The organism is Enterococcus rivorum, from assembly GCF_001742285.1.
Classification (GTDB): Bacteria; Bacillota; Bacilli; order Lactobacillales; family Enterococcaceae; genus Enterococcus_L; species Enterococcus_L rivorum.
Genome location: NZ_MIEK01000008.1, coordinates 1 through 14,761, shown reverse-complemented (window position 1 = coordinate 14,761; position 14,761 = coordinate 1). Strand labels below are relative to the sequence as shown.

At 35.1% G+C, this 14,761-nt stretch carries 11 protein-coding genes; 9 read left to right on the top strand and 2 right to left on the bottom strand.

The window, feature by feature from the left end; translation table 11 throughout:
* The first annotated feature begins 1 nt into the window (after position 1).
* Both BCR26_RS03785 and mgtE read left to right on the top strand, forming a co-directional pair.
* Positions 2 to 919: an RluA family pseudouridine synthase gene (locus BCR26_RS03785; RefSeq protein WP_069697644.1), complete on the top strand. Its 918-nt coding sequence runs from the start codon at positions 2 to 4 to the stop codon at positions 917 to 919.
* On the top strand, positions 912 to 2,273 hold the full coding sequence (gene mgtE / locus BCR26_RS03780; RefSeq protein WP_069697643.1) for a magnesium transporter: 1,362 nt from the start codon (positions 912 to 914) through the stop codon (positions 2,271 to 2,273). The genes BCR26_RS03785 and mgtE overlap by 8 nt, the downstream gene beginning before the upstream one ends.
* A gap of 120 nt (positions 2,274 to 2,393) precedes the next feature.
* Here the strand turns inward: mgtE and gadC are convergent, their stop codons facing one another.
* The gene (gadC, locus tag BCR26_RS03775) at positions 2,394 to 3,905 is read right to left on the bottom strand and encodes a glutamate/gamma-aminobutyrate antiporter (RefSeq protein ID WP_069697642.1); all 1,512 of its coding nucleotides are present in this window, start codon (positions 3,903 to 3,905) and stop codon (positions 2,394 to 2,396) included.
* Between the two features lie 228 nt (positions 3,906 to 4,133).
* A complete protein-coding gene (locus BCR26_RS03765; RefSeq protein ID WP_069697640.1) occupies positions 4,134 to 4,769 on the bottom strand; it encodes a copper homeostasis protein CutC in 636 nt (211 codons plus the stop codon).
* 172 nt (positions 4,770 to 4,941) lie between these two features.
* Here BCR26_RS03765 and BCR26_RS03760 point away from each other — a divergent pair, with 172 nt between their 5' ends.
* The 7 genes from BCR26_RS03760 (at position 4,942) to fabI (ending at position 14,658) form a co-directional block, all read left to right on the top strand.
* Positions 4,942 to 5,787 carry a methyltransferase domain-containing protein gene (locus BCR26_RS03760; protein WP_069697639.1) on the top strand — a complete coding sequence of 282 codons (846 nt, stop codon included), beginning with the start codon at positions 4,942 to 4,944 and terminating at the stop codon, positions 5,785 to 5,787.
* A gap of 314 nt (positions 5,788 to 6,101) precedes the next feature.
* The gene (trmL, locus tag BCR26_RS03755; RefSeq protein WP_069697638.1) at positions 6,102 to 6,608 is read left to right on the top strand and encodes a tRNA (uridine(34)/cytosine(34)/5-carboxymethylaminomethyluridine(34)-2'-O)-methyltransferase TrmL; all 507 of its coding nucleotides are present in this window, start codon (positions 6,102 to 6,104) and stop codon (positions 6,606 to 6,608) included.
* A gap of 600 nt (positions 6,609 to 7,208) precedes the next feature.
* On the top strand, positions 7,209 to 7,871 hold the full coding sequence (locus BCR26_RS03750) for a histidine phosphatase family protein (protein ID WP_069697637.1): 663 nt from the start codon (positions 7,209 to 7,211) through the stop codon (positions 7,869 to 7,871).
* Between the two features lie 61 nt (positions 7,872 to 7,932).
* A complete protein-coding gene (recD2, locus tag BCR26_RS03745) occupies positions 7,933 to 10,524 on the top strand; it encodes an SF1B family DNA helicase RecD2 (protein WP_069697636.1) in 2,592 nt (863 codons plus the stop codon).
* Positions 10,525 to 11,329: 805 nt separating this feature from the next.
* Positions 11,330 to 12,322, top strand: a complete 993-nt coding sequence (locus BCR26_RS03740) for a sodium:calcium antiporter (protein WP_069697635.1) — start codon at positions 11,330 to 11,332, stop codon at positions 12,320 to 12,322.
* Between the two features lie 271 nt (positions 12,323 to 12,593).
* Entirely contained in the window at positions 12,594 to 13,703 is a 1,110-nt protein-coding gene (locus BCR26_RS03735) for a PLP-dependent transferase (RefSeq protein ID WP_069697634.1), read from the top strand.
* A gap of 196 nt (positions 13,704 to 13,899) precedes the next feature.
* The gene (gene fabI, locus BCR26_RS03730; RefSeq protein WP_069697633.1) at positions 13,900 to 14,658 is read left to right on the top strand and encodes an enoyl-ACP reductase FabI; all 759 of its coding nucleotides are present in this window, start codon (positions 13,900 to 13,902) and stop codon (positions 14,656 to 14,658) included.
* Positions 14,659 to 14,761: the final 103 nt, after the last annotated feature.

Here is a 14,761-nt window from a genome sequence, read left to right as displayed (position 1 = left end):
GATGGAATTTAAGTGGAAATATGAGAAAGAAACCAAGCAGCAAATTAAATATTTTTTAAAGGAGCAGGGGATTTCTAAAGGTCTTTTGGCAAAAATAAAATTTCAAGGTGGTAAAATAGAAGTCAACGAAATAATCCAAAATGTTTTGTACGAATTAAGTTTTGGGGATCAAGTGAAAATTACGATTCCAGATGAAAAAGAACATGAAACCTTATTAGTTGATGACACACCAATTGAAATTATTTTTGAAGATGACCACTATTTAGTTATTAATAAGCCTTCTGGAGTAGCCTCTATTCCTGCACAATATCATCCTAATGGAACGATGGCCAATCGTGTAAAGGGATATTATAAAAAGCAAGGATATAACGACCAAGTGATTCATGTGGTTACTAGACTTGATCGAGATACATCGGGACTCATGCTATTTGCTAAGCATGGTTTCGCACATGCGATGATTGATCAAGAGTTAAGGAATAAACGAGTAACAAAAATTTATCAAGCTCTTGTTTGCGGAAAGATTACTTCTTTAGCACAGCACGGACGAATTACTTTGCCAATTGGTAGAGATTATACTTCTTTATTGAAAAGAAAAACGACTGAATCAGGTCAACATGCGGAAACAGAATACTGGTTAGAGGAGTCCGATGATAAAATTGCAAAAGTTCGCATTCAGCTTCATACTGGACGAACCCATCAGATTAGAGTGCATTTTGAAGCGATTGGTTGTCCTTTGATCGGAGACGATATGTACGGTGGTACGATGGATGCTGGGGTAACAAGGCAGGCGCTCCATTGTAATAGCCTATCTTTTATTCATCCTTTTACAAAGCAAGAGGTAGTTTTTGTTTCTTCTTTGGCTACTGACATGCAAAAGGTTGTAAATACATTAATTAAAAGGGGGGATTGGATTGAATGAAGGTCAGGAGATGGACGAGCATTTCTCATTGTTGGTAGAAACTTTAAAAAACAAGCAGATGAATGAATTTCGTGAATCTTTTTTTGCTTTGCATATTTATGAACAGGGACAACTCTATCAATCCCTTGATGAAATTGAACGCAAAGAAATCTATAGTTATCTTTCACCCAAAGAACTTGCTGATATGTTCGATGTGATTGAAGAAGATAATGAAAATATGAAGGATTACTTAGCAGAGATGCGTCCAAGTTATGCAGCAGAAATGTTGGCAGAAATGTATACGGATAATGCTGTAGACTTATTAAACATGTTAGAAAAGAGCCAAAAAGCCAAATACTTAAGTCTAATGAGCAAAGAATCTGCTGCAGAAATCAAAGAGCTATTGCATTATGAAGATGATACTGCTGGTTCTATTATGACAACCGAATATGTATCAATCGTTGCAAATCAAACGGTTCGTTCAGCAATGTATGTGTTGAAAAATCAAGCGGATGTTGCAGAAACTATTTATTATGTGTATGTTGTTGATCAAGAGAATCATTTAGTTGGTGTAATTTCTTTACGGGATTTAATTATTAATGAAGATGATACAATGATTTCAGAAGTTCTAAGTGAACGTGTAATTTCTGTTCATGTTGGGGATGATCAAGAAGATGTAGCAAAAATGATTCGTGATTATGACTTTCTAGCTGTTCCTGTAACAGACTATGATGATCATTTATTGGGAATTGTAACGGTAGATGATATTATTGACGTTATCGATGATGAAGCGGCCAGCGATTATTCTGGTTTAGCAGGGGTTAACGTAGAAGCAGTCAGCGAAAACCCGTTTAAAGCTGCGTCTAAGCGTCTTCCGTGGCTAATTACATTATTATTCTTAGGAATGTCTACCGCATCCTTAATCAGCCATTATGAGGCTTTGGTAAGTGAAGCAAGTATCTTAGCTGTTTTTATCTCATTGATCACTGGAACTGCTGGAAATGCAGGAACCCAATCTCTGGCTGTAGCAGTAAGGCGTTTGGCTTTTGCCGATGAGAAGGATAATAATTTTATTCGTTTAATCGTTAGTGAAGTCTTGACTGGTTTAGTAACAGGAGCTATTACAGGAATCACAATTTTGATTGTTGTTGGAATTTGGAAACAAAATTTACCTTTGGGCTTTGTGATTGGGATGGCGATGTTTTGTGCAATAACAGTTGCGAATCTGGCTGGAAGCTTGATTCCGATGTTAATGGATCGGTTGGGCTTTGATCCGGCTGTTGCCAGTGGGCCTTTTATAACGACTCTTAGTGATTTAACCAGTGTACTAATCTATTTTAATATTGCTGGTCTGTTCATGCAGTATTTTATTTGAAAATTGAATCTAAGAACTGTTTAGAGGATGATGCGTATGTATATTCTCTAGGCAGTTTTTTCTATATGAAAAAAGGTAACATTCATGAAAAAGTTAGAATGCTACCCTATTTTAGCTGTTTTATAAATAGTCATCTTTGTCTGGGTCAATGTGATGTTCACCACGGAAAGCCAAATCAATAAATTTATTTGTTTCATCTGAAGACATGTGCTTCGGTGCTTTGATCGTTTTGTGAATACTTTTGTCATTAAAATGATAAATAATAAAAGGCAGAGCCAAAGATAAAAGAGCACTGACGATTAAAATTATTAAATAAATAGAGGTTTCCCCAGCTGTGACAGATGCTGGTGGCACAAATGAAATAATTAATGAAGCAATCGAAGTGAATAAACCTAAACTAGCAATAATTGTTTTTCCAATGGTTCCTCCAAAAACATGGTAACCTCTAGGCAAATCTTGATGCTTAAAAATTAGAACAAAATAGCCAATATAAAAAAGTAGGTACGCCATTAAATAGACAACAACCGTTAAAGCAATGGCAATGAGGAAAGACAGATTATTTCCACCCCCGCCAAATGTTAAGAGCGCTGCCCAAAAAGTGACAACGACACCTTGAACTAAAACTAAATAAACAGGCACATCATGCTTATTCACTTTTCTAAAAATAGGAGGTAATAATCCTTGTTGAGCGGCAGCATACAACCCTCTAGCTGGCCCAACAATCCAACCACTGACTTCTCCGATAACCCCAATGGCAATCATTAAGGCGACCGAATTTACTAAGATGTTTAAGTTAGGGCTAATAGTCGCGAATAAAGATTCCAACGCTTGTAAAATCCCGCCACTTAAAGATATCTTAGAGGCTGGAATAACAGCAGCAACAGATAAGCCGCCAATTGTATTCAACAAAATTGCAGCTAAAACAACAATAAGCATAGCAATTGGATATTCTTTTTTAGGATTTTCTAGTTCATTAACGTAGGAAGCAGAGGCTTCAATTCCCATATAAGAGAGAATAAAAGAAATAAATACGACTAAAGTGTTTGGTTTAGTAAAATCTGGAAAAAATGACGCTTTCGACAAATGAAACTGAAGAGGATTTCCTTTCAAAATGTACAAAATAAATAGGCAAAATAAAATAATAGCTGGAATTAAAATACCAACAAAAAAACCAATTTTACCGAACTTTTCGGTATTTTTTGTTCCTCCAAATTGAGAGAATGTTAGTATCCAATAAATAATCACAATACCAATAAATTTAAGCCAAGGATTGCTATTTAGCTGTGGAAAATGAAAGACATAAGAAATAGCGCTTAAAATAAAATATAGCATCGTAATAAAGCCTATGGTTACTTGAAACCACTGGAAGAACACTGCTGCGAAGCCAAAACGTTCGCCTAATGTATTCTTGACCCAAGTGAAAATCCCACCTTCTTCCCAGCCATCTATGGTTGCCATTTCGGCAGAACAGAGGGCAGTAGGAATAAACCAAAGTAGTCCACCAACAATCAGGAAAAAAACTAGCTGTAAGCCTGATGTAGCAAAAATAGGGTATTCGTAAACATCCATAACCATTGCAATGGTTATGGAAACAAATCCAATCATTGAGATTGAGGTACTCTTTTTCTTCATGATTAAAAACTCCTTTTCAGAAAAAATACAGGTAAAAATAAATTCACTTTTTTATACTTCTTACCTATCTTTAATTGTAGGGACAAAAGGTAGAAAAAGCAAAGGAGAGAGTACAAAAAAATCTGCCTATTCAAATAGAGACCAAATTGAAGAAAATTTTCACTTCAATTTGGTCTCTATTTGAGTTTATAAAAGTTTTCTAGTAGACAAATTGAAAACAGCTTAATTTTATATGGCTACAATTTTTGTTCCGTGTACTTCCGAAACATCTAATTCTTCAATGACTTGTTGAATATTTTCATTAGAAATGCCACCACCAGGAAGAATGATCAGCCGGTTATCTGCATAACGAATTAATTCTTTTAGGTGAGCAAAATTTTCTGTAATAGGTGTTTTTGATACGCCGCCATGAGTTAAAATTCGATGAACCCCATGTTCAGCTAGCCAGTCAATCGCTTTAAATTGATTTTCTTGGTTTAACTGATCGAAAGCCATATGGAAAGTTATTTGCAGTCCTTCGGCAGTTTCTATTAATAATTCTAGCGCTTCTTCATCTAACCAGTTTTCAGAAGTTAGACAGCCAAAAACAACACCATCAGTTCCCAGTTTTTTTGCTTCAATTAAATCTGTGTGCATAATTTTTAGTTCAATATCGTTGTAAACAAAATCTCCACCTCGTGGACGAATCATTGTCATTACTGGAATTGATTTTTCACCCGCATAAGCCACGACTTCTTCAATCACACCTGTACTAGGAGTTGTTCCACCGACAGCTAGATTATCACACAATTCAATTCTATTAGCGCCATTGCGAGTAGCGGTAGGAATATCTGTAAAATTTTCAGCACAAAATTCTTTTATCATATTTTTGCTCCTTATTCATTCAACTTATAAGATGTCATTTTTATTGGTTAAAAATGATATCCAATGGCATTGTACCATATATCTTTTTATTGCCAAAGCCTCAATCTCATTGTAAGATTGGATAGATTAAGAAAAGTGTTACGCAAATTAGCAGTTGTAAAGGAGTTCAAAAATGATTAAAAAAATTGATTCAGCTAAAGCTTTTTTAGAGAATCATCTGGAGATACTTGCCTGTCCTTTTTGTCATCAGCCATTCAAATTAGAAAATTTTAGTCTTGTGTGTAGTCAAAATCATCAGTTTGATTTGTCCAAAAAAGGAACCTTGTACTTTTTAACTCATAGTATTCAAACGGAATATGATAAAAAAATGTTGTTTCACAGAGGATTAATGATTGAAAGCGGCATGTATCAACCAGTTCTAGATAAACTAGCAACGGTTATTAATCTTGAAGGAACAACTCTTGATGTTGGCTGTGGAGAAGGTAGTTTTTTATCTGAGTTAAGCAAAAGAGGAGCAGTCGGACCAAAGATAGGTTTTGACATCTCCAAAGAAGGAATATATTTAGCTAGTAGTCAGCCAATCGATGCGTTTTGGTGTATTGCAGATTTAACCAATTTACCTTTCTCTGATGCTTCTATTGATTCAGTTTTAAATATATTTTCTCCTTCTCATTATAATGAATTCAATCGTGTCTTAAAACCAGAGGGGGCTGTGGTAAAAATTGTTCCCGAAGTTCATTATTTAAGGGAGTTGCGTGAAGCCTTTTACCCGAATAATCCAGAAAAACAAGAATATTCTAATGAAAAAGTTGTGGCAAAATTTGCACAAGAAATGGAAATGACTCATAATGAGCGAGTAACTTATACTTTTGAGATTCCTGAAGCTCGTCGTTTGGATCTGTTGGAAATGTCACCTCTTGAGTGGCAAGTTGATAGAAAGGTAAAAGCTGAAATTCAAGCAAATCCGTTGACTTCTATCACAATTGATGTACGAATGTTAAAAGGGAACAGAAGATAACGCTTTCATTTTTACCAATTTGAGAAAAACCCTTGCAAAGCTCTGATATTGGTGTTATATTACATACAAGTTGTTTTTTCATTGGTTTTTATCAGGTTCCTGTTCTGATAAAAGTTAGTGAGAAGAGCTTCACTAACGTAACGACTCGCAGTGCTAGACACCGAGACGATACGTTTTTTTTCTATCATTTTTTCACAAAAAAGTGGTTGATTTAGTACACTAATAAGTGACTTGTTGATGTGAAGTAGCATCTTACTTGTCTAACTGCTACTTAAAAATACTATCATTATAAAGAATTGAAAGGAAGTTAGATAATGACAAATCATATTGTTTTATTTGAGCCTCAAATCCCAGCAAATACTGGAAATATTGCAAGAACTTGTGCAGCGACTAATTCGCCGTTGCATTTGATTGAACCTTTAGGATTTTCCACGGATGATAAACAGCTAAAACGTGCCGGACTAGATTACTGGCATGATGTAGATATTACGTATCATAAAGATTTACCTAGTTTTTTAGAGTATTTGGGCAATCAAGAATTACACTTAATTACTAAATTTGCGAATAAAGTATACAGTGAAGTAAATTATGATAATCATCAAGACCATTATTTTATGTTCGGGAAAGAAACAACTGGCTTGCCAGAAGAATTTATGAGAGAAAACGCAGAGAAATGTTTGCGTATTCCGATGAACGATGAACATGTTCGCTCATTGAACCTCTCTAATACAGCTGCATTGGTCATATACGAAGCGTTAAGACAACAAGATTTCCCAAACTTAGAACGATCTCATCACTACGATGGAGATAAAATAGACTAGGATTTGTTTGAAACTATAATGCTATCCGATTTTTTCAGAGAATGGTGTTGAAGTCTAGGAAGAAAACGTAGCTTATGTGGTGCATAAGCAAGGCTTTATGACAATGAGTGATCTCTGATTCACGAAAATATTCGTCGCAGTAGTTTTCAGACACATCCTAATACTGAAAGAAAAAGGACCCTTCTTGTTTAGCGTCCTTATTTTCTTTGTCTTGTTTTAAGTAAAGTACAAGCGTGGAAGGTAGGATTCGAACCTACACCTCGGTAGTAAGAGAATAAACATAGTCTCTGTAATGACGATTGAATACGCCATTGTCACTAGTGAGTTGTAACACCACGTTCATCCACGAAGTAAAATAAGTAATGTTTTTTAACTTGGATTAACTATAACCTACTAAGATTAAGGGAAACATAAAAAAGTTTGAAGAAAGTGTGATACTTTTCGAAAAAGCTGTGAATTGTCAGAAAATTCCTGCATAAGTTGGAAGAATCAGAAAAATGTGACCTGTTTTATGCTATTTCTTTCATAGAATTTTTTTTGTGAAAATGATACACTGAATAAGATTATACAAAAGAAAGAATAAACATAAGGAGAAATCAAATGGAACTATATTTTACCCGTCACGGGAAGACAGAATGGAACCAGGAACTACGATTTCAAGGAATGAGCGGAGACTCACCATTACTTCCTACTAGTTATGAAGAAATTAAATTATTAGGCCAAGAGTTACGGGAAGTCCCTTTTGAGAAGATTTTTTCAAGTACATCATTACGTGCCCGCAAAACGGCAGAAGGAATTAGAGCCGAATTGCAGTCGCCAGTTGAAATTGTTTATACCGATTTGCTAAAAGAGCTGGGCTTAGGCAAGCTTGAAGGGCAATCAATTGAAGAAATGAGAGAATTTTATAGTAAAGAATTAGACCACATGCGCTATCGTCTAGACTTATACAACCCTAAAAGCTTTGGAGGAGAACCGATTCAGCAAGCGATTGATCGAATTACTACAGTAGTAGAAGGTGCTCTTTCAGAGGGAGAAGGCCCTTATTTATTTGTTGGCCACGGAGCGTCGCTAACAGCAGGAATTCAAGCCTTGACAGGGAAAGAGCTAGGGGAGTTAAGAAGTATGGGCGGATTAAAAAATAATAGTTTATCTATTTTGAAAGTGACAGAATTCGAAAAATCTACTCCATTTGAGCTGAAGGTATGGAATGATGATTCTTTTTTGCGAGAGAGTGTTGAGGGTGCTGAAAAGCAAGAGAATTAGAGCGTTTTTTGTTCACTAGTAAATGAAAACGAAGCGTGTTGATAAAAGAGGTGACAGAAAGATGCTAACAACAATAGGAGAAGAAAAGCAGTATATTGTTGGACAGGTTCAAGCAATTTTTTTCCAAAATCCAAGTAACTTTTATAAGGTTTTACTTGTTCAAGTAAAGGACACCAATACTGATTATCTTGAAAAAGAGATTGTTGTTACAGGTAGTTTTGGACAGATTCAAGAAGAAGAACTGTATCGTTTTTTTGGTCATTTTATTGATCATCCGCGATATGGGAAACAATTTCAAGTAGATAATTATCAGCAGGAGCGTCCAACCTCTGCTAGTGGTGTAGTGAATTATTTATCAAGTGAAAAATTTCCGGGAATTGGGAAAAGAACAGCGGAAAAGATTGTTGAAATTTTAGGAGAAGATGCGATTGATCGGATTATCAATGATCCAAGTACACTGGAAGAAGTTCCTACACTAAATGAAAAAAAACGTCAGACAATTGTTGAGACAATTCGTTTAAATCATGGCATGGAACAAGTGATTGTTGGCTTAAATCGTTATGGGTTTGGTAGCCAGCTTTCTTTTACAATTTACCAAACATATAAAGAAGAAACCCTAGAAATTATTCAAGAAAATCCTTATCAGCTAGTGGAAGATATCGAAGGTGTAGGGTTTAAACGAGCAGATAATATTGCGGAGCAGCTAGGAATTCAAGCGGATTCTGAAAAACGAATTCGAGCAGCAATCTGCCATGAAATTTTTCAACATTCGATTCGCTCTGGGAATACCTATGTAGAAGCAGAAGTTTTGCTGCAGGAAACGATTCGTACATTGGAAAATAGCCGACCAGTTGAAATATCGATGGATCAAGTAGCAACTGAAATTATTCATTTGGTTGAAGAAGGAAAAATTCAACAAGAGGAAACGAAGTTATTTGAGAATAGCCTTTATTTTTCTGAATGGGGTATCGGGAATTCAATTCAGCGATTGCTTTCGAGGAAAAAGGAAATTCACTATGAACAAGAAGAAATCGAAAAAACGATTCGAATGATTGAAAAGCAACAGAAGATTCAATATGGAGATTCTCAACAAGAGGCGATTATTGAAGCGATTAAATCACCATTATTCATTTTGACAGGTGGACCTGGAACGGGGAAAACAACAGTTATTAACGGAATCGTGTCATTATTTGCTGAACTGAATGGTTTATCATTGGATATTACGGACTATTCCCAAGAGATGTTTCCTATTCTGTTAGCTGCACCAACTGGTCGAGCAGCGAAACGAATGAATGAAACGACCGGATTGCCAGCGAGTACCATCCATCGGCTTTTAGGATTATCTGGGAGAGAGAAGAATCCTAGTATGTCTGCTAAGGAGTTAGAAGGTGGTTTATTAATTGTAGATGAAATGTCAATGGTAGATACTTGGTTAGCAAATACCCTTTTCAAAGCGATTCCTACCAATATGCAAGTTATTTTTGTTGGAGATAAAGATCAGCTACCATCTGTGGGACCAGGTCAAATTTTACATGATTTACTACAAATCAATGAAATCCCCCAAAAGGAATTGACTGAAATCTATCGTCAAGAAGGCGGTTCTAGTATTATTCCTTTAGCTCATGAGATCAAACAAGGAAAATTGCCTAAGGATTTTACTACCAATCAGAAGGATCGCTCTTTTTTCAGTAGTGATGTTTATCATATAGAAACTTATGTTCGTCAAATTGTCACGAAGGCAAAAGAAAAAGGTTTTTCTGCGCAGGATATTCAATTGTTGGCACCTATGTATCGTGGAGCGGCTGGAATTGATGCTTTAAACAAAATGATGCAGGAAATTTTTAATCCTAATCCAGGCAATAAAAAAGAAGTGAAATGGAACGAATCCGTTTATCGTATTGGAGACAAAGTGCTTCAATTAGTCAATTCACCTGAGTTGAATGTTTTTAATGGCGATATGGGAGAAATTGTAGGAATTATTTTGGCAAAAGATTCTGAGGATAAAGTGGACGAGTTAGTGCTTCAATTTGATAATAATGAGGTTACTTACAAAAGAAATGAGTGGAATAAAATTACTCTTTCTTATTGCTGTTCTATCCATAAAGCGCAAGGTAGTGAGTTTAAAATGGTTATTTTGCCAATGGTACAGCAATATCATCGCATGCTTCAAAGAAACTTGCTTTATACCGCTGTGACTAGGAGTAAAGATATTTTAATTCTTTTAGGAGAAGTTCACGCGTTTCAAACATGTGTTGCCCATGAATCTGCCAGTCGATTAACTAGATTGAAAGAGCGAATTACGGAATCAAGTACTATGTCATTGACGGTTCGAATGAAGCTAGAGGCTTATGAAGATGGAATAGCACAAGAGTCACCATTTGCTGAATCGTTAGATGAAAAGCCTGTTTTGCCGAGTGATGGGATAGAAAAAGACAAAAAGACTCCGATAGCTTTAACTGTTGAAGCAGAAAAGCCAATAAATGAGGAACCAAAAGTAGAGACTTTTTCACTTTTTCAGCAAGAAACAGAAGAAATAATTGAAGAAGTTGAAGAACAAATGAATCATCTATTAACGATAGAAATGATAAAGAATCAAAAAATTGATCCAATGATTGGGATGGATGGAATTACACCAGAACAATTTATGAAATAAATAGTTGAATTTTAAACGATTGAGCGATAAGAGAGATACTGCAAGCATAGATAGGAATTGTTGAGAGTGAAATTATGTTTGCTAGTATTAATTGAGATTTAAGGTATGTGGAATGAAGCGTATTGAGCTTTGTTCTACATATTTTTTTGATTAGTGGATGTTTTGCTTTTATTTTAGAGCATAGAGTACAATGAAATAAAGGAATTATTCAAAATCTGTCGAAAAATTTCTATTTTCCAGTAGATGAATAAAAGTTTTTTTTCGATGGTTTATCAAAATGAGTGAACCAGGAAACTATATCCGCTTCACTACTAGCAGTTGGTGCCAGTGAAAAGCCGTGGAACCGTTCTGAGCCTAAAGATTAGGTCTCAGAGCTTCCAAGCTTCAAACTTGGGGTTAAACAGATGGCACAAGCCCAAGTAATTCACATTGGATTCTATCCACGGTTATTGGTACCAACTACAATTTCGGATGTGTTTGAAAACTACTACGACGATTATTTTTGTGAACAGCATGTAACTCGTCATCAGAAAGCCTCGTTTATGTATCACATAACCTGCGTTTTCTTCCTAGATTTCCAAACTATTCACTGAAAAATTCGGATGCTACTATCGTTTTCAAGTACCTCCTAGTTCTGCTATTTTTTAACATCCAGTTATTTTTCTTGCCTTCTGATTCGCTTGATGAATTGGAAGATAAGCGATTAAAAAGTGGAGGGGAGTATTTCCTGAAATCCATGGAAAACTAGTGATGACAAAGGATTAGAGTTTCCTAAATTACTCGAAATTTGCAAGGAGGTGAGAGCGTGTTATTTGTTTTATTTGTAATTGCGGCTAGTTTTGTCGTATATACAGCGATTAATGTGACTAAATATGTATCTGCTTTTAATGAGAAAGCAAACATTTCAACAGGTTTTGTAGGATTGATTATTTTTTCATTAATCACAAGTCTTCCCGAATTACTTACTTCCAGTTATGCAATTATTTTAGGTCAGCCAACAATGTCATTTGGGAACATCTTAGGGAGTAATGTGTTTAATTTATTAATATTGACGATTATCAATCTGATTTTTTTAAAGAAAAGAATGTTTAATAATGTCTCATATGAGAATCAAAGAACGCTATACGTAATTATTACTTTGAATGTAATAGCATTGTTAGGTTTGTATTTCCCTTGGTCATTGCCTATTCCATTTTTCCATATTTCAATCGCAAGTGCGACGATTTTTATTTTGTATTTTTTGGTTATTTATCGTTCATATAAAAGTCAGGATATACAAGAAGAAGAGGCTGAAAGTAGTGGTCTAATGCATTTGACTATTCAACAAATTGTTCTCAGGGGTCTTTTATATATTGTGTTAATGATTATTTTTAGTTTAGTTATGACTAGAATAAGTGATCAAATAGTCATTGCGTACCCTGAAATTGGTGCGACTTTAGTAGGTACGTTAATGTTAGCTGTTGCAACATCATTGCCTGAACTAGTCACAACGTATACTCTTTGTAAGATGGGGCATGCCAATATAGCGATTGCAGGAATTATCGGTTCTAGTTTGTTCAATTTTAACATTTTATTCGTAACAGATTTATTATCTACTAAGCTATCTATTTTTGAACAGGCGTATCAGTCGCCAGATATTGATATTTTAAAAGTTCTAGTTTTTTTAGGTATGGGTTTAACCATTTACTTGAGCATCTATTTCAAAGTAGCAAAAAAACTCAAAAAAATTCCTTACGTAGCTTTTTCTCTAGGGTTAATTGCCATTTATCTTTATTGTATTCAATTCATGTTTTCTTAAACATGTCATTACAATTCTAGGACTGTAGGATAGATCATCAAAACGATCTAATTCTATGGTCTTTTGTGTTTGATGAAAAGCTATAAGAAACAAAGTTAGAATGATTGAAAAAAATTTTTTTAGTTCAAATTTTTGATAAGTCAAGTAGGTTTCTTGTTGTACTTTGAGAATATTTATTGTTATTATTTTAATACTAGAATGTTTGTAGAAAGAATAGATTAAAATGTACTGTAAGGAAGAAGAAGAAAATAGTAATAACTGGAGGAGTTCTATGGAAAAAGGTGAAGAAATGGCTATTGAAACATTTTTAGCACAGATTGGCAATCATCAAAATCCGGCGACAGGAGCAATTAACACGCCCTTGTATTTTTCAACAACCTACGAACACCCAACTTTAGGGGAGTCAACTGGGTTTGATTATACTCGGACAAAAAATCCTACTAGGGACGTTGTTGAACATGCATTAGCTGTTTTGGAAAATGGAGCAGTGGGTTTAGCAACGAGTTCTGGTATGAGTGCGATTCAGCTAGTGTTGAATCAATTTCCAATAGGGAGTCAAATCGTCGCTTCAAGAGATTTATATGGTGGGAGTTATCGCTATTTTAAAGAGTTAGAGAAAAAGGGGCTTTATAAATTTATTTATGTAGATGATGAAAATCAATTTGAAGGGGCAATGAACGAAAGAACAACAGCGGTCTTTTTGGAGACACCAAGTAATCCCTTAATGAGAGAAGTATCTATTGAAAAAATTGCTGCTTTAGCTCATAAAGTTCAGGCTCAGGTTATTGTTGATAATACTTTTTATACGCCATTGATTCAAAGACCCTTAGATTTAGGGGCAGATGTTGTTATTCATAGTGCCACTAAATATTTAGGAGGTCATAATGATCTTTTAGCTGGAGCCGTGATTACAAAAGATCCTACCATTGGAGAAAAACTGGCTCATGACTTGAATACGACTGGAGCAGTTCTTTCTCCGTTTGATAGTTGGCTATTAATTAGAGGATTAAAGACCTTAGGACTACGAATGGAGCGTCATGAGAGCAATGCTAGGGCTATTTTTGACTATTTGAACAATGAACCTCAAGTGAAAGAAGTTTTTTATCCTGGAAAAGGGGGAATGATTAGCTTTAAAATAGAATCAGCAGCTACCATTGTTACTTTTTTAAAGGAACTGAAAATTTTTACTTTTGCTGAGAGTCTAGGTGGCGTAGAGAGCTTAATTACGTATCCAACAACACAAACTCATGCCGATATACCGAAAGAATTAAGAGAGTCCTATGGTTTAACTGAAGACTTGCTGAGAATTTCAACAGGAATTGAGGCTAGTAAAGATTTGATTGCCGATTTAAAACAAGCATTTTCAAAGTTAGTAGATTAATTTTAAAAGGAGTACAAGTTATTTTATTTTGCTGAAAATAAATAATGATAGAAATCGAAAAAAATAGTTTGATTATCAAAGTAAAATAGTTGATAATTTAAGGTGAGGCTACTTAATAATAAGAAGTCCAGATTAGTGTCTTTTATCAATAAGAAATTTTATAAGTAAATTGTTCATTTAGAAAGGATGTTTTTTTATGGCGAATCTATTAGAAAGAAAAACAATAGTTGTGATGGGAGTTATTAATAAGCGAAGTATTGCTTGGGGTTGTGCAGATGCTTTAAAGAAAAATGGAGCGCGTGTTGTTTTTACTTATCAAAATGAACGTGTAAAAAATCAATTGCTGAAAATCGTTGATGCAGATGATGTATTAGTTGAATGTGATGTTAGTAAAGATGAAAATATCGAAGCTGCCTTTTCAGAAATTCATAGTAACGTTGGCAATTTTGATGGATTGGTTCATTCTATCGCTTTTGCGAATAAAGAAGAATTGGAAGGGAAGATTGCAGAGAGTAGCAGAGAAGGATACGCTATGGCTCAAGATATCAGTGTTTTTTCTTTATTAGCCGTTGTTAAATATGCTTTACCTTATTTAAATAAGAACAGCAGTATTGCGACTATGACTTATATTGGGTCAGAAAGAGCTGTACCAAACTATAATGTAATGGGATTAGCAAAAGCTTCTTTAGAGGCTGCAGTCAGATACCTAGCTGTTGACTTAGCAGAGCAATCGATTCGCGTGAATGGTATTTCGGCTGGTGCGGTTAAAACATTGGCCGTGACAGGAGTGAAAGATTATGATAAACTCTTAAAAATATCGGAAGAACGTACGCCGGATGGTAGGTCAGTAGATATTTTTGAAATAGGAAACGTTGCAGCCTTTTTAATGAGTGACTTGTCGACAGGGGTTGTCGGAGATATCATTTATGTAGATAAAGGTGTTCATTTAACGTAATAGAAAAGAGAGTGGGACAATAGTCAGAAATACATCTGATTGTTGCCTCACTTTTTTGATTTCTAAAAAAAGAGAATGTTCCGTTTAAAAAACAAGAGGGATC

Bases quoted from the DNA above. Each gene is read 5' to 3' on its own strand.
- BCR26_RS03785 (WP_069697644.1), top strand. From the start codon at position 2: ATGGAATTTAAGTGGAAATATGAGAAAGAAACCAAGCAGCAAATTAAA.
- BCR26_RS03750 (WP_069697637.1), top strand. From the start codon at position 7,209: ATGGAACTATATTTTACCCGTCACGGGAAGACAGAATGGAACCAGGAA.
- BCR26_RS03735 (WP_069697634.1), top strand. From the start codon at position 12,594: ATGGAAAAAGGTGAAGAAATGGCTATTGAAACATTTTTAGCACAGATT.
- recD2 (WP_069697636.1), top strand. From the start codon at position 7,933: ATGCTAACAACAATAGGAGAAGAAAAGCAGTATATTGTTGGACAGGTT.
- BCR26_RS03760 (WP_069697639.1), top strand. From the start codon at position 4,942: ATGATTAAAAAAATTGATTCAGCTAAAGCTTTTTTAGAGAATCATCTG.
- fabI (WP_069697633.1), top strand. From the start codon at position 13,900: ATGGCGAATCTATTAGAAAGAAAAACAATAGTTGTGATGGGAGTTATT.
- trmL (WP_069697638.1), top strand. From the start codon at position 6,102: ATGACAAATCATATTGTTTTATTTGAGCCTCAAATCCCAGCAAATACT.
- BCR26_RS03765 (WP_069697640.1), bottom strand. From the start codon at position 4,769: ATGATAAAAGAATTTTGTGCTGAAAATTTTACAGATATTCCTACCGCT.
- gadC (WP_069697642.1), bottom strand. From the start codon at position 3,905: ATGAAGAAAAAGAGTACCTCAATCTCAATGATTGGATTTGTTTCCATA.